Annotated in this window: 22 protein-coding genes; 20 read left to right on the top strand and 2 right to left on the bottom strand. The window is 64.1% G+C overall.

Going from position 1 to position 25215, the window contains the following annotated elements:
- Positions 1 to 54: 54 nt before the first annotated feature.
- Positions 55 to 1071 carry a LacI family DNA-binding transcriptional regulator gene (locus tag NG698_RS12560; protein WP_252602232.1) on the bottom strand — a complete coding sequence of 339 codons (1017 nt, stop codon included), beginning with the start codon at positions 1069 to 1071 and terminating at the stop codon, positions 55 to 57.
- A 223-nt stretch (positions 1072 to 1294) separates the two neighbouring features.
- Between NG698_RS12560 and NG698_RS12565 the strand changes: the two genes are divergently transcribed.
- The 16 genes from NG698_RS12565 (at position 1295) to NG698_RS12640 (ending at position 22081) form a co-directional block, all read left to right on the top strand.
- Positions 1295 to 2155, top strand: coding sequence for a sugar phosphate isomerase/epimerase family protein (locus NG698_RS12565; protein WP_252602129.1), 861 nt, complete (start codon positions 1295 to 1297; stop codon positions 2153 to 2155).
- Positions 2152 to 3165 carry a Gfo/Idh/MocA family protein gene (locus tag NG698_RS12570; RefSeq protein ID WP_252610068.1) on the top strand — a complete coding sequence of 338 codons (1014 nt, stop codon included), beginning with the start codon at positions 2152 to 2154 and terminating at the stop codon, positions 3163 to 3165. The genes NG698_RS12565 and NG698_RS12570 overlap by 4 nt, the downstream gene beginning before the upstream one ends.
- A gap of 195 nt (positions 3166 to 3360) precedes the next feature.
- Positions 3361 to 4887 carry an ABC transporter substrate-binding protein gene (locus NG698_RS12575; RefSeq protein WP_252610070.1) on the top strand — a complete coding sequence of 509 codons (1527 nt, stop codon included), beginning with the start codon at positions 3361 to 3363 and terminating at the stop codon, positions 4885 to 4887.
- Between the two features lie 123 nt (positions 4888 to 5010).
- Positions 5011 to 5952 (top strand): ABC transporter permease, encoded by a 942-nt coding sequence (locus NG698_RS12580; protein ID WP_252602138.1) that lies wholly within the window; start codon positions 5011 to 5013, stop codon positions 5950 to 5952.
- Positions 5949 to 7799: a dipeptide/oligopeptide/nickel ABC transporter permease/ATP-binding protein gene (locus NG698_RS12585; RefSeq protein ID WP_252610072.1), complete on the top strand. Its 1851-nt coding sequence runs from the start codon at positions 5949 to 5951 to the stop codon at positions 7797 to 7799. Before NG698_RS12580 ends, NG698_RS12585 begins: the two co-directional genes overlap by 4 nt.
- A complete protein-coding gene (locus NG698_RS12590) occupies positions 7796 to 8701 on the top strand; it encodes an ATP-binding cassette domain-containing protein (RefSeq protein ID WP_252602144.1) in 906 nt (301 codons plus the stop codon). The genes NG698_RS12585 and NG698_RS12590 overlap by 4 nt, the downstream gene beginning before the upstream one ends.
- Positions 8702 to 8748: 47 nt before the next feature.
- A complete protein-coding gene (locus NG698_RS12595; RefSeq protein ID WP_252602147.1) occupies positions 8749 to 9609 on the top strand; it encodes a sugar phosphate isomerase/epimerase family protein in 861 nt (286 codons plus the stop codon).
- A 60-nt stretch (positions 9610 to 9669) separates the two neighbouring features.
- Positions 9670 to 10836 carry a Gfo/Idh/MocA family protein gene (locus tag NG698_RS12600; RefSeq protein ID WP_252602150.1) on the top strand — a complete coding sequence of 389 codons (1167 nt, stop codon included), beginning with the start codon at positions 9670 to 9672 and terminating at the stop codon, positions 10834 to 10836.
- Positions 10837 to 10942: 106 nt separating this feature from the next.
- Positions 10943 to 12004 (top strand): LacI family DNA-binding transcriptional regulator, encoded by a 1062-nt coding sequence (locus tag NG698_RS12605; RefSeq protein ID WP_252602152.1) that lies wholly within the window; start codon positions 10943 to 10945, stop codon positions 12002 to 12004.
- A gap of 81 nt (positions 12005 to 12085) precedes the next feature.
- The gene (gene uxaC, locus NG698_RS12610; RefSeq protein WP_252602155.1) at positions 12086 to 13492 is read left to right on the top strand and encodes a glucuronate isomerase; all 1407 of its coding nucleotides are present in this window, start codon (positions 12086 to 12088) and stop codon (positions 13490 to 13492) included.
- Complete coding sequence (locus NG698_RS12615) at positions 13489 to 14916, top strand: mannitol dehydrogenase family protein (RefSeq protein ID WP_374210049.1); 1428 nt, start codon at positions 13489 to 13491, stop codon at positions 14914 to 14916. The genes uxaC and NG698_RS12615 overlap by 4 nt, the downstream gene beginning before the upstream one ends.
- 300 nt (positions 14917 to 15216) lie before the next feature.
- Positions 15217 to 16650 (top strand): glucuronide transporter, encoded by a 1434-nt coding sequence (gene uidB, locus NG698_RS12620; protein ID WP_252602158.1) that lies wholly within the window; start codon positions 15217 to 15219, stop codon positions 16648 to 16650.
- A 45-nt stretch (positions 16651 to 16695) separates the two neighbouring features.
- Positions 16696 to 17925 carry a D-mannonate dehydratase ManD gene (manD, locus tag NG698_RS12625; RefSeq protein WP_056348669.1) on the top strand — a complete coding sequence of 410 codons (1230 nt, stop codon included), beginning with the start codon at positions 16696 to 16698 and terminating at the stop codon, positions 17923 to 17925.
- Positions 17926 to 17981: 56 nt separating this feature from the next.
- Positions 17982 to 20261, top strand: a complete 2280-nt coding sequence (locus NG698_RS12630) for a gluconokinase, GntK/IdnK-type (protein ID WP_252610239.1) — start codon at positions 17982 to 17984, stop codon at positions 20259 to 20261.
- A 127-nt stretch (positions 20262 to 20388) separates the two neighbouring features.
- Positions 20389 to 20970 (top strand): orotate phosphoribosyltransferase, encoded by a 582-nt coding sequence (pyrE, locus tag NG698_RS12635; RefSeq protein ID WP_252602161.1) that lies wholly within the window; start codon positions 20389 to 20391, stop codon positions 20968 to 20970.
- Positions 20971 to 21040: 70 nt separating this feature from the next.
- Entirely contained in the window at positions 21041 to 22081 is a 1041-nt protein-coding gene (locus tag NG698_RS12640) for an alpha/beta fold hydrolase (protein WP_141139321.1), read from the top strand.
- Here NG698_RS12640 and NG698_RS12645 read toward each other — a convergent pair.
- Positions 22078 to 22908: an HAD-IIA family hydrolase gene (locus tag NG698_RS12645; protein ID WP_252602164.1), complete on the bottom strand. Its 831-nt coding sequence runs from the start codon at positions 22906 to 22908 to the stop codon at positions 22078 to 22080. The genes NG698_RS12640 and NG698_RS12645 overlap by 4 nt on opposite strands.
- A 61-nt stretch (positions 22909 to 22969) precedes the next feature.
- On the opposite strand from NG698_RS12645, the gene NG698_RS12650 reads away from it, so the two are divergent.
- The 4 genes from NG698_RS12650 to NG698_RS12665 all read left to right on the top strand — a co-directional run bounded on the left by NG698_RS12650 (position 22970) and on the right by NG698_RS12665 (position 25131).
- Positions 22970 to 23653: a TrmH family RNA methyltransferase gene (locus NG698_RS12650; protein WP_256471047.1), complete on the top strand. Its 684-nt coding sequence runs from the start codon at positions 22970 to 22972 to the stop codon at positions 23651 to 23653.
- A gap of 222 nt (positions 23654 to 23875) precedes the next feature.
- Positions 23876 to 24079, top strand: a complete 204-nt coding sequence (locus tag NG698_RS12655) for a hypothetical protein (RefSeq protein WP_252602169.1) — start codon at positions 23876 to 23878, stop codon at positions 24077 to 24079.
- 36 nt (positions 24080 to 24115) lie between these two features.
- The gene (locus tag NG698_RS12660; protein ID WP_252610076.1) at positions 24116 to 24793 is read left to right on the top strand and encodes a lipase family protein; all 678 of its coding nucleotides are present in this window, start codon (positions 24116 to 24118) and stop codon (positions 24791 to 24793) included.
- Positions 24763 to 25131, top strand: coding sequence for a lipase family protein (locus NG698_RS12665; protein ID WP_252610078.1), 369 nt, complete (start codon positions 24763 to 24765; stop codon positions 25129 to 25131). The genes NG698_RS12660 and NG698_RS12665 overlap by 31 nt, the downstream gene beginning before the upstream one ends.
- Positions 25132 to 25215 lie beyond the last annotated feature (84 nt).

The following is a 25215-nucleotide window of genomic DNA, read 5'->3' on the forward strand; positions in this document are numbered from 1 at the left end:
GTGTCCACCCGAACCACTCACAGCCCGGCGCGAACGGACACTTGGGGCCCGGACCTACAGCGCTGCCGGTGCCGCTCCCGTTGAACCGCGGACGGTGAGATGCGTAGGCATCAGCGACCGGCTGCGGCTGCCACCGCCCGCCAGCGGGTTGAGCTGGGCCAGGAGCATGGACACTGCTACGCGGCCTGCTTGTTCGATAGGGGACGTCATGGTGGTCAGCGGGGGATTGCAGAAGTCCGCGCCAAAGATGTCGTCGCAGCCCACCACGCTGATGTCCTCCGGGACCCGGATGCCGCGTTCGCGCAGCCGCTGAAGCATGCCGATGGCGATGAGGTCGTTAAAGGCAATGCAGGCGGTGACGCCGGAGTGCACGGCCGCATCGGCTGCGGCGGCACCTGATTGTGTCTTGGGGGCGAACGGTCCCAGCCTGCGCACGTCCACGCCGCGGTCCTCGGCGGCGGCCGCCAGGGCTGTCCAGCGAAGGGTGCTGGATTGGGACGTGAGTGGACCGGCCATGTAGGCGATGCGGGTGTGGCCGAGGGAAATCAGATGGTCCAGCGCCTGGCTGGTGGCGGAGGGAGTGTCAATCACGACGGCGGGAACGCCGGCTACGTCGCGGTTGATGGTCACCATGGGAATCCTGGCTGCGGCGGCCAGCAGCGCCTCATCGCTGAGCCTGGACGCGGCGACGATGATTCCGTCAGCGCTCTTGCGCAGCTGCTCCATGGTGGAGGCCTCCACTTCGTCGGACTCTTCGGTGTCCACGAGCAGCTGCGTGTAGCCGGCTGCCTTGAGCTGCAGCTGGGTGCCACGGATGAGATCGAAATAGAAGGGGTTGGTGATGTCGGGCACCAGGACGCCGACGGCGCCGGTGCGGCCGGAGCTCAGGGCTTTAGCTTGGCTGTTCGGCGTGTAGTTCAGCTCGGCCGCCGCCGCTTCGATGCGGGCGCGGGTTCGGATGTTGACCCGGTCCGGAGTGGAAAGTGCGCGGGACACGGTGGACGCGGCCACACCGCAGATCGCGGCGATGTCGTGGATGGTGGCAGGACGGTCTGTTCCGGCTGCTTGCATCGCCATGGCGCGCTCCTCACTGAACGGGATGACTGGGGGCTTGTGACGGTTGCCACAGCCCTATAGCTCCTAGATTGCCACAGCCTGCAATCATTTGGCAATCGGTTGTCATTGACAGTTGACGTGTCTAGACTTACGGCAGCACTTGTTTGTGAACTGAGTCACCCGCGCGCCGGAGCGGCACCTAGGCTGTCCCGTCGCGGGCATACCTAAGGAGATTCCCGTGACCGAAGCAACAACCGCAGCAACAAGCACTGCCTGGACGCTCTCAGGATTCGGCGACGAGGTGGATACGGACCCCGCCATCCAGGCTGCTGTCCTGCTGGCGCTCGGCGCGAACTACATCGAAGTTCGCAGCGCCTGGGGCGTCAACGTCTCAGAAATGACGTCTGAGCAGGTAGCTGACCTCAAGGAACTCTTGGACGCCAAGGGCTTGAAGGTCTCAGCCGTGGCCAGCCCCATCGGCAAGGTGGACATCAGCCTGCCCGTGGAGCACGAGGTGGAGCGCCTTCGCCAGATCATCTCCGTAGCCAAGGGCCTGGATACCAAATACATCCGGATCTTCTCCTTCTTCCGGAGTGAAGCCCAGACGCCGGAGGAAATCCGCGACGACGTCCTCACGCGCATGCGGGCACTGGCCGCTGAAGCCGAAAGCGCCGGCGTCGTACTCCTGCACGAGAACGAAAAGGACATCTACGGCGATACGCCGCAGCGCGTCCTGGACATCATGGAGTCCGTGGACTCTCCCGCACTGAGGATCGCCTGGGACAACGCCAACTTCGTCCAGGTAGGCGTCCGCCCCTACACCGATGGCTACGCCATGCTCCGCCCCTACCTCGAATACCTCCAGGTCAAGGACGCCATCATGGCTACGGGTGAGGTTGTGCCTTCCGGCCACGGCGACGGCGAACTGGACGCCACCATTGCTGCCCTGAAGGCGGACGGTTACGCAGGCTTTGCCTCACTCGAACCCCACCTCGCCAGCCACCACAAGCTGGGCGGCTTCTCCGGTCCGGTTGCCTTCGGCATGGCCGCGCGCGCCTTCGCGGTCCTTGCTGCCAAGAACGGAATCGAACTTTCGTGACCGGCCTCAAGGCCGCAGTTATTGGCTGCGGTGATGTGTCGGCAGTGCACTTTGAGGCCATCGCAAAGCTCGATGGCGCGCGGCTGGCTGGGGTCTGCGACTCGGATCCCGGCCGCCTTGCGGCCGCCGTGGCCGCCTACGGCGTCCCGGGTTTCCCCGATCATCTCAGTCTGATCGAGGCCGTCGGACCGGATGTTGTGCACATTACGACGCCGCACAACATGCACGCCACCATCGCCGTGGACTGCCTTGAACGCGGCGTGAACGTCATTGTCGAAAAGCCGCTCGCGCATACGCTTGAAGAAGGCCGCCGGCTGGTGGAGGCCGCCAAGGCGGGCACTGCCAAGATTGCCGTCTGCTTCCAGAACCGCTACAACGCCACCTCGCAGGCCATGCACGCACTGCTTTCCTCCGGCGAGCTAGGCGCGGTAGTAGGGGCGTCAGCAACGGTGCTGTGGCACCGCAATGCCGACTATTACCGCAGCCGGCCCTGGCGCGGCACCTGGGAGGGTGGCGGCGGCGGGCTCATGATGAACCAGGCCATTCACACCGTTGACCTGGTGCAGTGGCTGCTGGGCGACGTCGTTTCGTTGTCCGGCAATGCGGCCACCAGGTTCCTGGGCGAAACCATCGAGGTGGAGGACACTGCGGAATTTGTTGCCGAGCACGCCAACGGTGCGCGGAGCGCCGTCTATGCCACGCTGGCCAACGCCGTCAACGCCCCGGTTACGCTGGACATTGTCACGGAAAAAGCGACTCTCAGTCTTCGTGGGGACTTGACGGTCACTTATGCGAACGGCCGGGTTGAAGTGGTTCCCGAGCGTGTGGTGGAGACCGGCGGACGTGCCTACTGGGGCGTCTCGCACGAACTGCTCATCAGTGACTTCTATGCCCGGCTCGGTGACGAGGGCCCGTTCTGGATCGACCCTGGAGCAGCGGAAAAATCCCTGAGGATCGTCAAGGAAATTTACCGCCAGAGCTACCCGGACGCGGCGGCGAAAGTTTCCTGACCGCTTCACGGCAACCGGTTGAAGTCGCTTAGAACGTTTCATTCGCGGGCTTCGAAAATATAAGTTGCAACAAAATTGACAATCGGTTGCCAAGACTGGCAATTATGCGTACTCTGAATCTCGAACGTCGGTGTGTCCAACGCCACACCGGCCGGAATTCGCAACTCTCACGTTCCACAGATCCAGGAGCCAACAATGAAGTTAGGTCCCAAAGCGGCAGCAGCCGCTCTTATCACCAGTGCGGCCCTCGCGCTGACAGCCTGCGGCGGCGCCCCAGGCGCCAATAACCCCGGCGCCCCTAAAACGACCACCCTCACACTGGGCGCCGTTAGAGACATGACTTCCTGGGACCCCGCGCAAGCGCATGTGGGCCACGTCCTGCAGCCCTACCAGGCAGCCTACGATTCCCTGCTCCTGCGGGAACCGGATGGCAAGCTCAGCCCTATGCTGGCCACCGCGTGGAAGTACAACGACGCGGACACTCAGCTGACCGTTGACCTCCGCACAGACGTGACCTTCAGCGATGGCGCCAAGTTCGACGCCGAGGCTGCCAAGGCAAACCTGGACCACTTCAAAAAGGCCAATGGCCCGCAGATGGCCCAGCTCACCGCCGTCTCGGACGTGAAGGTGGTGGATGCCGATACCATCGAGCTCAACCTCGCCACTCCTGACCCTTCTCTGGAGTTCTACCTAAGCCAGGCCGCTGGCCTGATGGGCAGCCCCAAGGCCCTGGGCACCGAAAGCATCAAGACCGAGCCCGTGGGCAGCGGCCCGTACGTCATGGACAAGGCGGCCACGGTTAAGGACTCACAGTCGGTGTTCACAGCCCGCAAGGATTACTGGAACAAGGACAATCAGAAGTTCGAGAAACTCACCCTCAAGATCCTGACTGACCCGACCGCCCGGACCAACGCCTTGGTGTCGGGACAGGTGGACGCTACGTTGCTAGATCCCAAGACCGGTAAGCAGGCCGAGGGCGCGAAGATGAAGCTGGTCACCAACCAGGTGGACTGGCAGGGACTGTTGCTCCTGGATCGGGACGGCGCCAAGAATGCCCCCCTCAAGGATGTGAAGGTCCGTCAGGCCATTAACCACGCGTTCGACCGCAAGACGATCCTCGATCAGGTACTGCTGGGACAGGGCAGTCCGACGTCCCAGCCCTTCGGCAAGGAGAGCGGCGCGTGGGTGGAGGAACTTGAAAACAAGTACCCTTATGACCCGGCGAAGGCGAAGGCCCTGCTGAAGGAAGCCGGCTACGAAACCGGCGTGACCCTTGAGGTTCCGTCCGTTCCGGGCTTCGAAACCCAGCTCGCGGTGCTGAAGCAGCAGCTGTCGGACGTGGGGATCACCCTGAACGTCGGCGCAGCGATTACTAACACGTTCACGAGCGACGTCGCAGCCCAGAAATTCACCACCATGTACTTCTCGCTCTTCCAGGGGGAGCCGTGGGTGGCCATCAACCAGATTGTCTCCACGAAGGCGCTGTACAACCCGTTCAAGAACACCACTCCTGAGCTGCAGGCCAAGATCCACGCGGTGCAGAGCGGCGGCGAAAAAGCGGACGAGCTCGCCAAGGAAGTTAACAGGTACGTCGTGGAGCAGGCCTGGTTCGCCCCGCTGTTCCGGGTAAACCAGATGTACTACCACAACGACAAGGTCACGGTAACGCCCCAGATCCAGCAGGCCGTCCCGTCCATCTACAACTACTCGCCGGCCAAGTAAGACCCGGGTCAGGAAGCAACATAAACCGGCGCAGGTCCGGCAGCCCGACCACCACGGTGGCGGGCTGCCGGACCGGGCTGCCGGACCAGGCAGTCAAACCATGCCAGTTCAATGGAGCCAGCAATGATCACATTCATCCTTAAACGCCTAGGCAGCGGAATAGTAGTCCTGTTCGCCGTCTCGATCCTCGTTTTTTCCCTTCTTTACGTATCGAGCGGCAGCATTGCCCGGAACATCGTCGGAGACCAGGCCACGCCCGAGCAGGTAGCGCTGAAAGAAACAGAGCTCGGGCTGGATCAGCCCATTCTTACCCGCTATCTGGACTGGGTTGTCAACGCGCTGCAGGGAGACCTGGGAGCATCCTGGTTCACCTCTGAACCGGTGGCCGACGCCCTCGCCACCCGCATTCCGGTCACCATGACCATGGTGGTGGCAGCCATGCTCCTTATTTCCATCATCGCTACCCTCATCGGCGTTGCCGCAGCAGTGAAGCGTGGCTGGGTGGACCGGACGGTCCAGGTCGGCGCCATCATCGGCGACTCCATTCCCGGTTTCGTCATCGGCATTATCCTCGTCACCATCCTGGCCATCCAGATGGGCCTCTTCCCCGCCACCAGCACCATTTCCCCGGGTGCCGGAGCAGACGCCTGGGTGCTCTCGCTGACCCTGCCCGTCATAGCCCTCCTGATCAACGGCGTGACCGGCGGTGCCCAGCAGATCCGCAGCGCCGTGATCAAGCAGTTGGAACGCGACTACGTGCGGACTCTCCGCAGCCGCGGGATCCAGGAGCGGGAGATCCTTTTTAAGCATGTCCTGCGCAGCGCTGCCCCGGCGGGGCTTACAGTCCTCAGCCTGCAGCTGATCGGCATGCTCGGCGGCGTGGTCATCATCGAGCAGATTTTCGCCCTTCCCGGCATGGGCCCCCTTGCCGTGGCCGCCACCGGCCAGAGCGACCAGCCCGTGGTCATGGGCGTTGTTATGTACACCGTCGCCGTTGTCATCTTTGTCAATCTCATCGTTGACCTGCTCAACGGTTGGCTCAACCCGAAGGTGCGTGCCTCGTGAGCGAGTCCGTCGAAACCTCAGCCCTGACGCCGCTTCCCGGTACGACCGGCCAGACCGGTACCGTGGTCCGGTCCACGGTGCTCAAGCGTCTCTTCAAAAACCCCCTCGGCATTTTATCGATGATCATCCTGCTGACCATGGGTCTCCTAGCCGCGTTCGCCGATGTCCTGGCGCCGTTCGAGGAGAACTTTGCAAACATTTCAAAGACCCTCGCCGCCCCGGACTCCGTCAACATCCTCGGCACGGACAGCTCCGGGCGCGACGTCTGGAGCCGGCTTCTCTTTGGTGCGCAGCTGACGCTGCTCTCCGCGTTGCTGTGTGCCGCCGTTGCGATCGTGATTGGCCTGCCCGCGGGCCTGATTGCGGGCTACTACGCGGGCAAGTTCGAAGCTATGTCCAACTGGGTTGTCAGCATCCTCATGAGCCTTCCCGGCCTGATTGTGCTGCTGACTGTGCGTGCAGCCTTCGGGCCGTCGGTCTGGATTGCCATGCTCTTCCTGGGCATACTGCTGAGTCCCTCCTATTTCCGCCTGACACGATCTGCTGTGCAATCGGTCCGCAACGAGCTCTATGTCGACGCGGCCCGGGTCTCCGGGCTCTCTGACCTGAGTATCATCACCCGCCATATCTTCTCTGTGGTGCGGGCCCCTATCATCATCCAGACGGCGGCGATTGCCGGAGTTGCCATCGCCATCCAGTCAGGCCTTGAGTTCCTGGGCCTGGGTGATCCGTCAAAGGCATCCTGGGGCGTGATGCTCAGCGAGGGATTCAAGAACGTTTATCTCACGCCCAGCCTGCTCTTCTGGCCCGCGTTTGCCATGGCACTGACCATTGGTGCCTTGGTCCTTCTTGGGAACGCTATCCGCGATGCTTTGGAAGACCAAGAGAAGATCAAGCACCGCAGGAAGAAAGCACATGAGGCGGAAGACGCTGCGTCGGCCAGCGCCGCCAAGGCAGCAAGCAAGACTGTCGCCGCCGTCGAGGCCGGAACCGAACACCACCTGGTCAAAGTGACCAACCTGGGCGTCGGGTACCCGCAGGCGGACGGATCGGTCAAGAAGGTTGTTGATGACGTCTCCTTCCACGTTGACCGCGGCGAAATCCTTGGCATCGTGGGCGAGTCCGGTTCGGGCAAGTCCCAGACGGCCTTTTCCATCCTGGGCCTGCTGCCGGATACTGCACGCATCGTGGGCGGTGCCATCCAGTTCGATGGCAACTACACGGTGGCTCCCGGCGAAGACAACGTCAGCCAGGAACGGCTCTCCAAGCTGCGCGGCAAGCGGATTTCCTACATCCCGCAGGAACCCATGAGCAACCTGGACCCGGCCTTCACCATCGGCTACCAGCTGGTTACCCCCATGGTGCGGGTCTTGGGAATCTCCAAGTCTGAAGCCACGAAGCGCGCCATGAAGCTGCTCTCCGACGTCGGCATTGTCAACCCGGACCGGACCTTCAAGGCTTACCCGCACGAGGTCTCCGGTGGCATGGCCCAGCGTGTGCTCATCGCCGGCGCCATCAGCTGCGAACCGGACCTCATCATTGCCGATGAGCCCACCACGGCACTGGACGTCACTGTGCAGGCCGATGTGCTGGACCTCATCCGCGACCTCCAGCGCCGGCTCGGCGTCGGCGTCATCCTGGTGACCCACAACTTTGGTGTTGTGGCTGACCTCTGCGACCGCGTTGTGGTCATGCAGAACGGACGGCTCGTGGAGGAAGGCCCCGTGCGGGACATACTGCGCGAACCGGAGGAACGCTACACCCAGACCCTGCTGGCTTCGATGCTCGAAGGCAAAGAACCGATGTCCATGCTGGTGCCATCGAGTGCTAAGGAGAACGTACTGTGACAGAAACTGCAGCCTTGGGCGCCGCGTTATCAGCGCCGGCACGTGAAGGACTCCTTCGGGTCGAGAACCTGGTGGTGGAGTACGCCGGCAAGGGGTTCCGGGCAAAGAAATTCCGTGCCCTGACGGACATCAACATCAGCATCGGCCATGGGGAGACCCTGGGCCTGGTGGGGGAGTCGGGCTCCGGCAAGACCACCCTGGGCCGGGCAGTGCTGGGGCTCGCGCCCGTAAGCGGTGGCAAGGTCACCTTCGAGGGCAAGGACATCAGCCAGGCCACCCGCAAGCAGCGCCGTGTCCTGAGCCGAGACATGCAAGTGGTCTTCCAGGATCCGTACACGTCGCTCAACCCTGCCCTGGAGATCGGCGACATCCTTGCCGAGCCCTTGGGCGTGCAGGGCATGGAGCAGGCAGCAGCCAAGAAGCGCGTCAGAGAGCTCCTGGACCAGGTAGGCCTGCCGTCGGACGCCATCCACCGTCTCCCGCGGGAGTTCAGCGGCGGCCAGCGCCAGCGCGTGGCCATCGCCCGCGCCCTGGCACTGTCGCCGAAACTCATCGTCTGTGATGAGCCGGTCAGTGCCCTGGACCTCTCCACGCAGGCCCGTGTCCTGGATCTGTTCCTGCAGATCCAGAAGGACACCGGCGTGTCCTACCTGTTTGTCTCCCACGACCTTGACGTGGTCCGCCACATCAGCCACCGTGTAGCCGTGATGTACCGTGGAGAAATCGTGGAGCAGGGGCCGGCAGAGATCGTCACGCGCAACCCCGACCACCCCTACACGCAGCGGTTGCTGCTCGCTTCACCCGTGCCGGATCCGGACCGCCAGGAGAAGCGCCGTGCCGAACGTCACCGGCTGCTCGAAGAACAGCGCCAGCAGAACGAGCAAGCCGCTGCCCTTGCCTAGGGCTCATGCCCGAACTAACTCAACAGCAACAACTATGGAGGAATAACGTGGCCAAAATTGGCGTACAGGCAATGATGCTGAAGGACAGCTTCACCGAAATCGGGGCGTTCGAAACCCTCCGTAAGGTCAGCGACATCGGCTACAACGCCGTCGAGATCTCCCAGATCCCGATGACGCCGGAAAACGTCGCTGAACTGGACCGCTCCCGCAGCGAGCTGGGCATGGACATCGCGGCCCTGTCCGTGGCCATGGAGACACCCAAGGGCCGGCCCGGCGATTCCCTGGCGGAGCACTTTGACAAGATCGTGGATGACGCAAAGAGCCTGGACTCGAAGCTGTTGCGGATCGGTATGCTGCCGTTCGAGGCAATGACGTCCATCGGCGCGGTAATTGACTTCGCCAAGCAGGCCAACGAATACGCCGAACGGCTGCAGGAGCAGGGCCTGGGCCTGTACTACCACAACCACCACATCGAGTTCGCGAAGTTCGACGGCAAATTCATGCTGGACATCATTGCGGAGAACTCCCCGGCCATGGGCATGGAAATCGACGTGCACTGGGTACAGCGCGGCGGCCTGGACCCAGTCCGCACGCTCGAAAAGTACGCCGGCCGCACCGCTATGGTGCACCTGAAGGACTACCGGATCGGCCAAATGCCGGAGTCGGCCATGGGGCTGCTGAATTCAGGGGACTTCGTTGGATTCATGACGGAGTTCAAGAACGTTGTCCAGTTCGCCGAAGTGGGCGAGGGCAACCTGGACTTCGCTTCCATCATCCCGGCCGCGGAGGCTGCCGGCGCGCAGTACCTGCTGGTGGAGCAGGACGAACTCTATGGCCGCACGGTCTGGGAAGCGCTGCAGACCTCCTACGACAACCTGGTTGCCTTGGGGCAGTCCGAGCTCTTCTAAGCGGACCCACTTCCACAATCTGGTTTCGACAAGCTCAACCAACAAAAAGGACAAATAACTGTGAGCAAGAAAGTACGCCTCGGCATCATCGGCCTGGGCCAGCAGGGCGGCGCTTACGCCAAGTTCATCACAGACGGCATGGTCCCCAACATGGTGATCGGCGCTATCTGCGACACCGATCCGGCCAAGAGGGAACTTGCCTCGGCCACGTACCCGGACGCTCCCTTCTATGACGACTACATCGCGATGCTGGAAAGCGGCGACGTTGACGCCGTCGTGACCTGCGTGCCGCACTTCCTGCACCCGGAAATGGGCATCGAGACCCTCAAGCGCAACATCCATGCGCTGGTGGAGAAGCCGGCCGGCGTCTACACCAAGCAGGTCAAGGAACTGAACGAGTTCGCTGCCAGCAAGCCGGAACTCTCCTTCGGCATCATGTTCAACCAGCGCAACAACCCGCTGTACAAGAAGCTCAAAGAGATTGTGGAAAACGGCGAGATCGGCAAGATCCGCCGCAGCAACTGGATCATCACCAACTGGTGGCGTCCGCAGGGCTACTACAACTCCAGCGAATGGCGCGCGACGTGGGGCGGCGAAGGCGGCGGCGTCCTGGTCAACCAGGCACCGCACCAGCTGGACCTGTGGCAGTGGATCTGCGGCGTCCCGAAGTCCGTCTACTCCAAGGTTTCCTTCGGCTTCCGCCGCGACATCGCCGTCGAAGATGAAGTGACTGCGGTGGTTGACTACGGAGACGGCGTTACCGGCGTTTTTGTCACCGCCACGCACGACCTGACCGGGACCGACCGCTTCGAGATCCTGGGCGACCAGGGCAAGATCGTGGTCGAGGGCAGCAAGACCGCCACCGTGACGCGCTTGCACAAGCCCGAGCGCGAACTCAGCGACGGCATGGGCATGGACGATGTCCGCAAGCTCTTTATGGGCGAGTTGAACCCGGAGGAGTACTACACCACCGAGGTCATCGAGTTCGAGTCCGCCTGGGGTGCACAGCACTCAGGTGTCCTGGAGAACTTCGCCGCCAACATCCTGGACGGCACGCCGCTGCTCGCTCCGGGCTCGGACGGTATAAACGGTGTCCGCCTGGCCAACGCCATCCACCTCTCCGCATGGACCGGTAAGGAAGTTGGACTGGACTTCGACGAGAACGAGTTCCTCGCCGAGCTCAACAAGCGCATCGCCGAAGAGGGCAAGTTCCCCCAGCGCGCGTAACCTCCTGAGGGAGTACCGGTGCTGAGTAGCAGCTGTGGCCGTTTTGGACCATCAAAACGGCCACAGCTGCGACCTGCTTAAGTGGTTTCATCGTTAGGATGGGGCGGTGACTGAACCCCAAACGCCGGACACCGCCCCATCAACGGGTTCGGTCAAAAAGCATGGCCGCGACGGCAAGTCCAATGCGACCATCTACGACATCGCCAAGTTGGCCGGCGTCAACGCGTCCACCGTTTCCCGGGCACTCAGCAAGCCGGGCAGGGTCAGCTCCAAAACACAGAAGCTCATCGAGGATGCGGCCGCCCAGCTGAACTACCAGGTCAATCCGTTTGCGCGCGCACTTCCCACGGGCAAGACCAACACGTTCGGCCTCATCGTCGCGGACATCACCAACCCCACATTCTTTGACATCATCCGCGGCGCCGAGACCACCGCAACCAGCAGGGATTACACCCTGGTGCTCGCCGAGTCGGCGGAGTCCCCGGCTACTGAACTGACTGCCGCCCGGCGGCTCATGGCCACCGTCGACGGCCTCATTCTCGCGAGCCCGCGCATGGACGATGACAACATCCGCGCCCTGGCCCAGGACAAGCCCGTGGTGGTCATCAACCGCGAAGTAGAGGGCGTGCCGTGCGTGGTGCCGGACGTCAACAAGGGGATCAGCGAGGCAATCCGGAGCATGGCCGCCAACGGACACCAGCGGATCGCCTTTGTAGCGGGGCCGCCGCAGTCCTGGATGTCCGAACGCCGTTGGGAGGGTGTGCAGGCAGCTTGCGAATGGTCCCGGCTCGAAGCCGTGCGGCTTGAGTCCAGCAAACCAACGGTCGACGGCGGCCGGCAGACTGCGCGCGATGTCCGCGCCAGCGGTGCCACCGCGGTCATGACGTACAACGACTTGCTGGCCATCGGGCTCATGCAGGAGCTCCAGGCCGCCGGCATGGTGGTGCCCGACGACATCAGCATCATCGGCTTTGACGACATCTTCGGCGCGGATTTCACGACGCCGCCGCTCACCACGGTGCGTTCGCCGCTGGGGGAATGCGGCGAGGCTGCCGCGACGCGCCTGTTGGACTTCCTCCACGGGAGCGGGGAGCAGGCCGGCACTTTGAGCGTGGAGACTGAGCTGGTGCTGCGCGGGTCCAGCGGTAGGATCCTGCCCGCGAAGTGAGTCCTGGACAGGCCGATTCCAGCATTTGGCAATTCATGGCAACCGGTTGACAAAACGAGGCGCCAGGCAGATTATTGATCTATGTCACAGTCGATTGCTGCCAACCCAGACAGGCTCCTGCCCGCCGACCCAGGAACGCGCAGCATTGCGCGGGACCTCCTTGCGCGCGTACAGGACCTCCCCATTATCTCCCCGCATGGCCACGTTGACGCCGCCGTCATCGAGCACAACACGCCGTTCCCGGACCCGGCAGCGCTGCTCGTCAGCCCGGACCACTACGTCACCCGCCTGATCCACGCCAACGGCGCCCCCCTGGACAAGCTGCGCGCCGGCGGTTCCACCACGCCCGGGTCACGCGAAATCTGGCGCACGTTCGTGGATGCCTGGCCCCTCTTCGAGGGCACGGCCTCCGGATACTGGCTGCGCAATCAGTTCAACAGTGTCTTCAATCTGGACGCAGACCTGGGCGAGATGTCCGCTGACGCCAGCTATGACGCCATCACCGCCAAACTCGTGGAGCCGGGCTTCCGTCCCCGCCAGCTGTTCAAGGACTTCAACATCGAGGTCCTGGCCACCACGGACGATCCCCTGGACAACCTGGCCAGCCACAAAGCCATCGCCGAGGACGCCTCGTTCAATGGCCGCGTCCTGCCGACCTTCCGCCCGGATGCCTACCTGAACATTGCGCACCCCACCTGGAGTGCCAACGTTGACCGCCTGATCGAAACCGCCGGTGACGGCGCCAACGGCTACGCGGGCTACATCACGGCCCTGGAAAACCGCCGCCGCTACTTCGTGGAGCACGGCGCAGTCTCCGCAGACCACGGTGTGGCCACTCCGGCAACGCTCAAGCTGGACCGCGCCGAAGCCGAGAGGATCTTCGAGCTCGCCCGCGCCGGCAAGGCCACGGCCGAGGACCGCAACACCTTCGAAGCCCACATGATGTACCAGATGGGCCGGATGTCGGTGGAGGACGGCCTGGTTATGACCATCCACCCGGGTTCGTTCCGGAACCACCACACCGCAACGTTTGATGCCTTCGGCGCGGACACCGGCCACGACATCCCGTTCGCCACCAACTACACCGAGGCCATCCGACCGCTGCTGCAGGACTTCGGCACGGCCAAGGACTTCCACCTGGTGCTGTTCACCCTGGACGAGACCGTGTTCTCCCGCGAACTCGCACCGCTCGCCGGCTTTTACCCGTCCGTCTACCTGGGCGCACCCTGGTGGTTCCTGGACGCTCCGGATGCCATGCTCCGGTTCCGCTCCGCCGTTACCGAAACGGCCGGTTTCTCCCGTTCTTCCGGGTTCATCGACGACACCAGGGCGTTCTGCTCCATCCCCGCCCGCCACGATGCGTCCCGCCGGATCGAAGCCTCCTTCCTGGCCCGTCTGGTGGCCGAGCATCGTGTCAGTGAAGACCGCGCCCACGAAATCATCGTGGACACGGTCGATTCTTCCCCTCGAAGGGTTTTCAAACTGTGAGCATCGAACAGACCGACGCAACAGCCAAGACGGCCGAATCCCTGCCGCAGCTGGACCGGACCTTGCAGGCTTCCGCCAAACCGCCGGTGCGGATCGTCCACCTGGGACTCGGTGCCTTCCACCGCTCGCACCAGGCCTGGTACACCAGCCAGGCCAGCGACGCCGCCGGCTGGGGTATTGCGGCTTTCACCGGCCGCCGCCCGGATGCTGCCCTGGCCCTTGCCGAGCAGGACGGCCTCTTTACGCTCGTGGAGCGCGCTGACAGCGGAGACTCGTTCGCCGTCCTCGGCAGCATCGTTGAAGCGGTCGACGGCGCGAACGTGCAGCGGCTCGCAGAGCTCGTTTCGGCACCGGCCACCGCCATGGTCACCCTGACGGTCACCGAAGCGGCGTACCGCCTCGGTGCCGACGGACAGCTGGACACTACGGCGCCCGACGTCGCCGGCGACCTTGCGCTGCTGGCTTCCGGCAGCGGAAACCCGTCGACGCCGCTGGGCCGGCTGGTCTTCGCCCTCGCCGCGCGCCGGGCTGCGGGAGCCGGGCCGCTCGCCGTTGTCTGCTGCGACAACCTCGCCAACAACGGCACGGTAGCCCGCAACGCCGTGGCGGGCCTGGCACGGGCCTGGGACGCGGAGCTCGCTGCCTGGGTCGAGGAAAACGTCAGTTTTGTCAGCACGTCCGTGGACCGCATCACGCCGCGCACCACGGAAGCGGACATCGCCGCCGTCGAGGCCGCCTGCGGCTACCGCGACAACTCGCCTGTAGTGGCAGAGCCTTTCACCAACTGGGTGCTCAGCGGCGATTTCCCGGCCGGCCGTCCACGCTGGGAAGATGCCGGCGCGGTCTTCGTTGACCACATCGAGCCTTACGAGAACCGCAAGCTGTGGCTTCTGAACGGCGCTCATTCCCTGCTGGCCTACGCCGGCCAGCTCCGCGGACACACCACGGTGGCGCAGGCCCTCGCGGACCCGCAGTGCCTGACCGCCGTCGAAAGCTTCTGGGACGAAGCCGAGGCGAACCTGTCCGGCGCCGCGGCCGGTGGCGCGGACCTGCAGATCCCGGCGTACCGCGCTGCCCTGCTGGCCCGCTTCAGCAATGCGCGCATTGCCCACCACCTGGCCCAGATCGCCATGGACGGCAGCACCAAGCTGCGCATGCGGGCCGTGCCTGTCCTCTTGGCCGAACGGGCCCAGGGCAGGTCCGGTGCCGCTGCAGCGCTGATGATCGCGGCCTGGATTGATTTCAGCGCCGCGGCCGAGACGTTCCAGGATCCGCTGGCAACTGAAGTGGCCGCGGCCAACCAGCTGGAAGGCGCAGAGCGCGTGCGGGCGGTCCTGGCGCTGGTGGATCCTGCCGTCGCAGCGGACGACGCCGTCGTGGAACTCGTTTCCGGCCTGCTCGGCACATTCCCGGCGGACGCCTAAGAATCACGCTCCAGCAGCCCTTCTGCTTCATAAAGAACAGCACTGCCCGGTCCAGGCGCCTGGACCGGGCAGTGCTGTTTCGATGACCTGCAGTTACATGAAGTTTCAACAGAAATTCATGGCAACCGCTTGCCATTTTATTGCCAAGTGACTAGGATTACAGGCAGAGAGAAAAACACTGCGATACGCCCGTCGGAGGCGGATTCTGCCGGCTCCAGCATCGCCAAAGATTCACCGCTTCATAGCATTTCAATAATTTTCGCTGGCCAACACGGCGGCAAGGGTAAAGGAGCCCAATTCATGAAAAAGCTAAACAAGCTCAGCATCATCGGCTATGGCGCCGGCGATGCAGCCAACAACCTCGCATTCACCACCGCCACCATGTTCCTGTTGGTGTACTACACGGACGTTGCCGGCATCTCCGCCGCGGCTGCCGGAACCCTGCTGCTCGTGGTCAGGCTCTTTGACGCTTTCGCTGATGTCTTCGCCGGCCGGATCGTTGACCGGACCTACAGCAAGCGCTTCGGTAAGTTCCGGCCCTTCATCATGTTCGGCTCCATCCCGCTGCTCCTGCTGAGCGTGGCAACGTTCTCCATTCCGCAGCTGGGTGAATCCGGCACACTGCTGTACGCCTACGTCACCTACGCCGCCCTAGGCCTTGCCTACAGCCTCGTGAACATTCCGTACGGCTCGCTGGCCGGCGCCATGACGCAGGATCCGGGAGAGCGCGCCAAGCTGGGTTCGGCCCGCATGGTGGGCGCCCTGCTGGTGGGCTCTTCGCTGGGTATCTTCGTTGCGCCGCTGATCAAGCCCGGTGCCGATCTCCAGTCGACGTTCACCACCATCACCCTGGTGTTTGTGGTCATCGGGGCGGCGCTGTACTTCTTCACCGCATTGACCGCCAAGGAACGCGTGCACCGCGCCGTCCCCAAGGTGACGTTCAAGCAGAGCGTGGACACGCTCAAAGGCAACAAGCCCCTCTTGATGCTGTGCCTGAGCTCCTTCTTCTTCCTCTCCGGCTACCTCGCCCTGACCTCCGTGCAGCTGTACTACCTGCGCGACGTCCTGGGCCGCCTGGACCTATACCCCGTACTGTCCATCATCCAGCTGGCGCTCACCTTCTTCCTGGCCGCCTTTATGCCCAAACTTGTCCGTAACGTCGGCAAGAAGAGCGTCTACATCTACTCTTCGCTGGTCACTGTCCTCGGCGGTGCGATCATCTTCTTCGCCCCGGCCGGCCAGGTCTGGATGGGCTTTACCGGCCTCGTGGTCAGCCTGGTGGGCGTCCTTGCCGTCAACATCGTGGTGTGGGCGCTGGAAGCCGACACTGTGGAGTACGGCGAATGGCGGACCGGTGTCCGCACCGAAGGAATCACGTACGCCCTGTTCTCCTTCACGCGGAAATCCGGACAGGCTGTGGGCGGCGCCCTGGCCGCGTACGCCCTGGCGCTGGGCGGCTACAAGTCCGGAGCGGCCCAGACCGCGGACGCCCTGTTCGGCATTCAGATCGCCGCGGGCGCAATCCCTGCCGTGCTGACTATCCTTGCCGTATTAGTAATGTCCAAGTACACGCTGACCGACGCCAAGCACGCGGAGATCCTCAAGGAGATCCAGGAACGCCGGACCAAAACTGTGGGCGCCGGCGAAGCCGCTGACGCCAGCACCACTACTGACGCCAGCACCACCGCTGATGCTGGCACCCCGGTTGGCGCCGGCAAAACTGCCGGCCACTAACTCCCAGCACCACAAACTGACCAGAAGTCCCCGAAAGGATCTGCCGTGAAAATCATTGCCGCTGAAGTCTTTGTGACAAGCCCGTCACGTAACTTCGTGACCCTGCGCATCACTACGGACGACGGGGTCACCGGCATCGGTGACGCCACGCTGAACGGCCGCGAACTGGCTGTTGCCGCCTACCTCAAAGAGCACGTGGCCCAGCTGCTGATCGGCAAGGATCCGCACAAGATCGAGGACACCTGGCAGTTCCTGTACCGCAGCTCCTACTGGCGCCGCGGGCCGGTCACCATGGCCGCAATCGCCGCCGTGGACATGGCCCTGTGGGACATCAAGGGCAAGATGGCGAACATGCCGGTCTACCAGCTCCTGGGCGGCGCTTCACGCAACGGCCTGCGCGCTTACGGCCACGCTTCCGGCGCTGACCTCGAGTCGCTGTTCGATTCAGTCCGTGAGCACCTGGAACTGGGTTACAAGTCCATCCGCATCCAGACCGCTGTCCCCGGCATCAAGGCCGTCTACGGTGTGGCCGCGCAGGCCCAGGCCTCGGGCGAACGCTACGACTACGAGCCCGCCGGCCGCGGCGCGTTCCCCCAGGAAGAGGACTGGGACACCCGCGCCTACCTGCGCCACCTGCCCACCGTCTTTGAAGCCGTGCGCAACGAGTTCGGCCCGGAAATCCCGCTGCTGCACGACGGCCACCACCGCATGACCCCCATCCAGGCCGCCAAGCTCGGCAAGGCCCTGGAACCGTACGACCTCTTCTGGCTCGAGGACTGCACCCCGGCCGAAAACCAGGAGGGCCTGCGCCTGGTCCGCCAGCACACCACCACCCCGCTGGCCATCGGTGAAATCTTCAACACCGTGTGGGACTACCAGACCCTCATCAAGGAACAGCTGATCGACTACGTCCGCGCAGCCTCCACCCACTTCGGCGGCATCTCCCCGCTGAAGAAGGTCATGGACTTCGCCGCCCAGTACCAGATCAAGTCCGGCTTCCACGGCCCCACGGACATTTCCCCGGTGGGCTTCGCCGCGCAGTTGCACGTTGGCTTGGCCATCCACAACTACGGCATCCAGGAATACATGCAGCACTCGGACAAGACCAACGAGGTCTTCGAGCAGTCCATGACCTTCAAGGACGGCTACCTGCACCCGGGCGACAAGCCCGGTATCGGCGTCGAATTCAACGAGGAAGCCGCGGCGGCGTACCCGTACCAGCAGGCGTACCTGCCGTACAACCGCCTGGTAGACGGAACGGTGCACGACTGGTGACCGCCACTACATCGCCTTCCACAGCAGGAGGAGCTTCCGGCCCGCGCGTCATTGTTATGGGCGTCTCCGGCTGCGGCAAGACCACCATTGGTGACCTGGTGGCCCGCGAGCTGGGCGTTCAGTTCCTCGACGGCGATTCCCTCCACCCGGTGGAGAACGTCGCCAAGATGGCAGCGGGCACTCCGCTGACCGACGAGGACCGCTGGCCGTGGCTCGCCACGGTGGGCTTTGAACTGGCAGCTGCCAAGGGCGGCCTGGTTCTGGCCTGCTCGGCTCTTCGCCGCAGTTACCGCGACGCCATCCGCGCGCAGGCGCCGGGTACGGTGTTCCTGCACCTGCATGGCAGCAAAGAGGTTCTGAGGGCACGGACTGAAGGCCGCTCCGGGCACTTTATGCCGCCCGCGCTGCTGGAATCCCAGCTGGCCACCCTCGAAGCGTTGGAAGCCGATGAGGCAGGCATTGTGGTGGACATCGCCGCTCCAGTGGACCAGGTCGTGGCCGACGCGTTGGCCGGCATCGCAGCTGCGGTGACTGCCGCCGTCGGAAATTCCGCCGACGAAAGTGCCGCTGGTGCCGCTGGCACCCCAGTGCGCCAGTTCGACGTCGACCTCCAGGCCGCGCCGTTCAACCTCGATGACGCAGCGATCACCTGGGTGAACACCACCCTGGAATCGATGACGCTTGAGGAGAAGATCGGGCAGCTGTTCATCAACCACAACAACGATTACTCCCCGGAGTACCTCGACGGTGTGCTGGAGAATTTCCATGTGGGCGGCATGCGTTACCGGCCAGGCCCCTCCGCTGCCGTGCAGGAACACATCCGGCACGCGCAGTCGAAGTCCAAGGTGCCGCTGCTGGTGGCGTCCAACCCGGAAATGGGCGGCGCCGGAAGCTGCGACGACGGCACGTTTGTGTCCACGCACCTGCAGGCAGGCTCGCACCCGGACAAGTCCATCGCACGCCGGATGGGGCAGGTTGCCGGCGTTGAAACCGCAGCCCTGGGCTGCAACTGGGCCTTCGCCCCGATCGTGGACATCCACTACAACTGGCGGAACACGGTCATCTCCACCCGGGCCTTCGGCAACACGCCGGAGATCGTGGTGGAACGGGCCAAGGAATACTTCGACGGCATCAGTGAATCTCCCACGGCCTGCGCCATGAAGCACTTCCCGGGCGACGGCATGGACGAGCGCGACCAGCACGTGGTCACGTCGTACAACACGCTCGGTTACGACGAGTGGAACAAGACGTATGGCCACGTGTACCGCGAAATGATCGGGCACGGCGTGCAGTCCATCATGATCGGGCACATCGGTGCGCCGGAGCTTTCCCGGCACTTCCGCCCGGGCCTCGCGGACAAGGACATCCTGCCCGCAACCCTGGCCCCGGAACTGCTCCAGGACCTGCTGCGCGGCGAACTCGGCTTCAACGGGCTCATCCTCACGGACGCCTCGCAGATGATCGGGCTCACCCAGGCCATGAAGCGCAAAGACCTGGTTCCTGCGACGATTGCCGCGGGTTGCGACATGTTCCTGTTCTTCCGCAACGCCGACGAAGACTTCCAGTACATGCTGGACGGCTACAAGTCCGGCGTTATCACCGAGCAGCGCCTGCATGACGCCCTGCGCCGCATCCTGGCCCTCAAGGCCTCGCTGGGGCTGCACCTGAAGGCACGCAACGAACTGGTTCCGCCGGTGGAAGCCCTGGCGAAGATCGGCAGCGCGGAGCACCGCGCCGTCGCCGCAGAGATCGCGGACAAGACCGTCACCCTGGTCAAGGACACCGCGAACAACCTGCCCATCCGGCCGGAGACGCACAAACGGATCCGCCTGTACGGCATCTCCGGCGGCCCGGACTTCACCATGGCGGACCCGCTGGCCTACCTGGACACGGTCAAGGACGAACTGGAAAAAGCCGGCTTCGAGGTGCACCTGTTCAAAACCGCCGCTCAGCGCGAAGCCGCGGGGGAGACTGGCGTGAACTTCATGTCGGTCATCTCCGAGGAAGCCACCGGCGACTACGCGGACAAGTACGACGCCGCGTTTGTCTTCGCGAACGTCAAGGGCTTTGCCCAGGAAGCGGCAATCCGGATCAAGTGGTCCACCCCGATGGCCGCGGAAATCCCTTGGTACGTTACCGAGGTTCCCACGGTGTTTGTGTCGCTGAACCAGCCCAACCACCTCATCGACGTGCCGATGGTCAAGACCGCCATCCACGCCCATGCGGGAACTGTGGAGGCCATCCGCGCCACCATCGAGAAGATCATGGGCAAGTCTGAGTTCCAGGGGACATTCAACGAGAATGTCTTCTGCGAATCCTTCGACACCCGGCTCTAGGGTTATCGCTGGGGTTCTAGACTGACGACTCGCAGACGGACTGGCGCTACGCGGATACGCGTAGCGCCGTTCCTTTTCTGCGTCACAGGGCCATTTCCGCGTCGAGGCCTCCAGTAAACTGGACACCATGACTGCCACCCCTGATGCTGCTTCCAACACTGCTGCCCGTGCCCGCCTGCTGGAACTGATCAAGGAACTTGCCGTGGTCCGCGGCAAGGTGATCCTCTCCAGCGGTGCCGAGGCCGACTACTACATCGACCTGCGCCGCATCACGCTGCACCATGAGGCCTCCAAGCTGGTGGGACAGGTCATGCTGTCACTGACGGACGACGCCGGAATCGACTTTGAGTGCGCCGGTGGCCTGACCATGGGTGCTGACCCCGTGGGCACCGCCGTTATGCACGCTGCGGTGGACGCCGGCCGCACCGTGGACGCGTTTGTGGTCCGCAAAGCCCAGAAGTCCTACGGCATGGGCCGCCAGGTTGAAGGTCCGTCGGTTGACGGCCGCAAGGTCCTGGTGCTGGAGGATACGTCCACCACCGGCGGCTCCGCCCTCACCGCTGTTGAGGGTGTCCGGAAAGCCGGCGGCAACGTGGTGGCCGTGGCCGTCATCGTGGACCGGGACACCGGTGCCAAGGAAAAGATCGAAGCCGAGACCGGCGTGCCCTACCTGTTCGCCTTCGGCAAGGACGAGCTGGGCCTCTCCTAGCGGGTTCACGCCAGGGGTTACACGGCGCCGGGGTTGCAGCGGCGGCTTCCGCTGTGGCTACGGTAGAGGTGTGCCGTACAGGGGGGAAGCAGATCCGCAGGAACAGCCAGGTGCTCATCAAGCCCGACTGCTGGCCAATGCCGCCGCACTCAAGCGGTTTTCGCGCCGCGGGTTCCTGGCCGGCACGGGCGCCTCGGCCCTGCTGGCGGCGGACATGCTGGTCACCCGCCATGTCCAGGCGGAGCGGCAGGTCAACCGGATACTGCAGGTCGCGGACGACTTCGCCGACGCCTACTACCCGAACGCCAGCTGGTTCCTCTTCCCCGGCTACAAGACAAGCTGGGAAGAGGCGCTCTGGATCCTGAACGCAATGCGTGGTGCGCTGAACAAGCGCGGCCAGCTGGCCGCCGTCGGCTATTCCAACCTAGGGCTGGACATCGATGAGGTGGTGATCGCCGTCATCGAACACGTCCGGGCGAAAAAGCTGACCAAGCTTTTTTTCTACGGCCACAGCTTCGGCGGCATGGTGGCCACCCAGGTGGCAGCGCGGCTCCGGGAATTCCACGGCGTGGAGGTGGATTTCATCCTGCTGGACTCCAGCCCCTACAGCCGGAGCGACGTGCTGGACGAGAGCTGGTTCGACGGCGTGGTGTTCCTGTACGAGAGCGGCTTCCGGGTCCCGTCCGTGGTCCGCGGCAGCTACGAACTGGGGGAGCGCGTCATCCACAAGGACGAGCGGACCTGGCGGCAGATCCTGGACCAGACCATGGAGCAGCTGTCCCCGATCGCCCCGTCCAGTGTGCTCATCCAGTCCGAGTCGGCCTACATCTACCACTTCGACGGAAACCGGTTTGTGGACAAGCTCGGCGCGACGCGGATGGCGTACATCGGCAACCCGAAAGACCGCACGGTCCGTTACCAGACGGCCAAGGACGCGTGGTCGGCAGCGTTCCAACCCCACATGGTCTCCATGGACCTGCAAACGGACGGGGCCCTGCCGGCGCACGCGAGCCCGGGCTGGAATCCGCTCATCTACCGGCCCATCGTGGAGCGGCTGATGGACGACTTTTTCCCGCTGCCCCGCGGTGGCTCGAAGGTGACGGTCTTCTAGATCTGGTTCTTCAGGTCGGCCACGGAGTCCAGCACCTGGTTGGGCCGGAACGGGTAGGCGGCAATGTCTTCGCGCTGCGTAATGCCGCTGAGGACCAGGACCGTGTGCAGGCCTGCCTCCATGCCGGCGATGATGTCGGTGTCCATCCGGTCCCCGATCATTGCCGTGGTCTCCGAGTGCGCATCGATCTGGTTCATGGCGGACCGGAACATCATGGGATTCGGTTTGCCCACAATGTACGGTTCCCGGCCGGTGGCCTTCGTGATGAGCGCTGCGATGGCGCCCGTCGCGGGCATCGGGCCGTCCTTGGACGGGCCGGTGGCGTCCGGGTTGGTGGCAATAAAGCGGGCCCCGGCCAGGATCAGGCGGATGGCCATGGTGATGGCCTCAAAGGAGTAGGTACGGGTTTCGCCGAGCACCACATAGTCCGGGTCCTGGTCGGTGAGGATAAAGCCTGCCTCGTGCAGCGCCGTCGTCAGCCCTGCCTCGCCGATGGTGTAGGCGCGGTTCCCGGAGCCGGAACCCCGCACCTGGTCCTTCAGGAAGGTGGCGGTGGCCAGCGCGGACGTCCAGATGTTCTCCTCGGGGATCTCCAGCCCGGAGGCCCGCAGCCTGGCGGCCAGGTCGCGGGGCGTGAAGATCGAGTTGTTCGTCAGCACCAGGAACCGCTTGGACGTGTCCACCCAGCGCTGGATCAGTTCGGCGGCCCCTGGGACGGCATGATTTTCGTGGACGAGTACGCCGTCCATGTCTGTCAGCCAGCATTCGATCTCCTGGCCGCTGCGGTAAACCGCCGGTGAACCCTGTACCTGGTCTGCTTCTGCCACGTTTACCTCCGCCGGTGATGAATGCTCCAGTGGTCCAGTCTAGTGTTGAGGCGTGAAACAAATGCCCGGAAACCCAGTCGAACCTCTTCCGATTCCAGCGGAGGAGCCAGCGCCCGAGGAGGCGCCGGAGCCAAAGGCGGAGGTCGGCGTCGGGCCCTGGGAGGGTTCGTGGCCGGAAGGTGACCACTGGGATCCGGACCTGCTCGCCGACGGCGACCGCCGCAATGTGGTGGACCAGTACCGCTACTGGAAGCATGACGCGATCGTGGCGGACCTCGATTCGAAGCGGCACAACTTCCACATCGCCATCGAAAACTGGCAGCACGACCTCAACATCGGCACCGTGGTGCGCACCGCCAACGCGTTCCTCGCCAAGGAAGTCCACATCATCGGACGACGCCGGTGGAACAGGCGCGGGGCGATGGTCACCGACCGTTACCAGCACGTCCGCCACCACCCGACCGTTGAGGACTTTGTGGTGTGGGCGCAGGGGGAGGGGCTCGCGATCATCGGGATCGACATCTTCCCGGATTCCGTGCCCCTGGAGACGTATGAGCTGCCCAAGGACTGCGTCCTGGTGTTCGGCCAGGAAGGGCCCGGGCTGACGCCGGAGGTCCACGAGGCGGCCCTTGCCACCCTGTCCATCGAGCAGTTCGGCTCCACGCGCTCCATCAACGCCGCCTCCGCCGCCGCGATCGCCATGCACGCCTGGATCCGCCGGCACGTTTTCAGCCAGCCCGTCTGACCCGCGCCACGTCTGACCCCCGCCGAGATGGCATTTCACGGCCGTCCCGGGCTCCGGCATTGCCGTGACATGCCATCTCGATGCAGGCGCGGCTGGCCCCGGCGCTGAATCCGAGACGAAACTATCGGTAATCTTCGCGAATCCCCAGGCCCACAAGTTATCCGCCAGTAGCATGTGGCCGGATCACACTCACTGGCGAGTGTGGCACTGACTGGAGGTTCAATGAAGCATCCTTCTGTACGCGTCTGTTCGGCCATTATGTTGGCCGCGGTTCTCACCTTCGGTTGTGGCGCGGTGGCCTACGCCGCTCCGGCACCTGCCCTTACACCGGCGACGACGGCCAACCCGCTCGACTTCTATTTCACCCCCGCCTCACTTCCGGCCAACAACGGCGACCTGGTCCGGACGGAGCCGTCTGTCTTCTAGGTCGATCCGCTCAAGACCATCCGGGCCCAGGCCTCCGTGCAGCGCATCATGTACCGCTCCGTGAACAGTTCCGGGGCGCCCGTCGCCGTGACCGGCACAGTGCTGGTGCCGTACGCGGCCTGGACCGGGTCGGGCCCGCGTCCGCTGGTCAGCTACGCCGCCGGAACCCAGGGGCAGGGGGACCAGTGCGCGCCGTCCCGGGCCATGGCCACCGGCGAGGAATACGAAGGAATCTTCATCGCCGGGCTGCTGGCGAGGGGCTACTCGCGGGCGGTGACCGACTATGAGGGCCTCGGCACGGCCGGCAGCCACACCTACATGGCGCGCGAATCGCAGGCGCATGCCGTTCTCGACGCCGCCCGTGCGGCCCAGCGGCTGGGGAACCCGCAGATCATGCCCGGCGGCCCCGTAGCCCTGGCTGGCTACTCGCAGGGCGGCGGCGCCTCGGCAGCCGCCGTCGAGCTTGCACCCCAATACGCTCCGGAACTGAACCTCAAGGGTGCGTACGCGGGGGCGGTTCCGGCGGACCTTCCCGCCGTCGGACGAAACCTCGACGGCGGCCTGTATACCGGCTTCCTGCTCTATGCGGTGACGGGCATGGGCGCCGCCGGCGGACTGGACCTGAGCCCCACCTCAACGCCGCAGGGCGGGCGAAGCTGGCGGCGACAGACAACGAATGCACTTTGCAGTCGATCGCCTCAAGCGGCTTCCTGAACACTGCGCAGCTCACGGTTTCGGGGCAGAAGCTGAGCTCGCTGCTGGAGCTCCCCGAGCTAAAAACCGTCATTGCCGCACAGAAGATCGGCAACGGCCGGGCGTCGCAGGTCCCCGTACTGCTCTCGCACAGCGTCCTCGATGACGTCATCCCCTACGACCAAGGCAGGCAGCTGGCCAAGCGCTGGTGCGCCGCCGGATCGTCGGTGTATTTCGATGTCACGGCCGGGGCCACCCACATCGGCGGCTACGCGGCCGCCATCCCGCAGGCGTTCATCTTCCTGGAGCGCCGCTTCTCAAACCGGTCCGCAGTGAGCAACTGCTGGCTGTACGGCTAAACCCCCTGCACGAGATGGCATTTCGCGGCAGTCCCGGGCTCCGACACTGCCGTGAAATGCCATCTCGGTGCGGCATGTGAGCGT

Origin of the sequence: Pseudarthrobacter raffinosi (assembly GCF_023913735.1) — a bacterium.
In the GTDB taxonomy this organism is placed as follows: domain Bacteria; phylum Actinomycetota; class Actinomycetes; order Actinomycetales; family Micrococcaceae; genus Arthrobacter; species Arthrobacter raffinosi.

Bases quoted from the DNA above. Each gene is read 5' to 3' on its own strand.
- NG698_RS12560 (WP_252602232.1), bottom strand. From the start codon at position 1,071: ATGCAAGCAGCCGGAACAGACCGTCCTGCCACCATCCACGACATCGCC.
- NG698_RS12575 (WP_252610070.1), top strand. From the start codon at position 3,361: ATGAAGTTAGGTCCCAAAGCGGCAGCAGCCGCTCTTATCACCAGTGCG.
- NG698_RS12580 (WP_252602138.1), top strand. From the start codon at position 5,011: ATGATCACATTCATCCTTAAACGCCTAGGCAGCGGAATAGTAGTCCTG.
- uxaC (WP_252602155.1), top strand. From the start codon at position 12,086: ATGTCACAGTCGATTGCTGCCAACCCAGACAGGCTCCTGCCCGCCGAC.
- uidB (WP_252602158.1), top strand. From the start codon at position 15,217: ATGAAAAAGCTAAACAAGCTCAGCATCATCGGCTATGGCGCCGGCGAT.
- NG698_RS12630 (WP_252610239.1), top strand. From the start codon at position 17,982: ATGGGCGTCTCCGGCTGCGGCAAGACCACCATTGGTGACCTGGTGGCC.
- pyrE (WP_252602161.1), top strand. From the start codon at position 20,389: ATGACTGCCACCCCTGATGCTGCTTCCAACACTGCTGCCCGTGCCCGC.
- NG698_RS12650 (WP_256471047.1), top strand. From the start codon at position 22,970: ATGCCCGGAAACCCAGTCGAACCTCTTCCGATTCCAGCGGAGGAGCCA.
- NG698_RS12655 (WP_252602169.1), top strand. From the start codon at position 23,876: ATGAAGCATCCTTCTGTACGCGTCTGTTCGGCCATTATGTTGGCCGCG.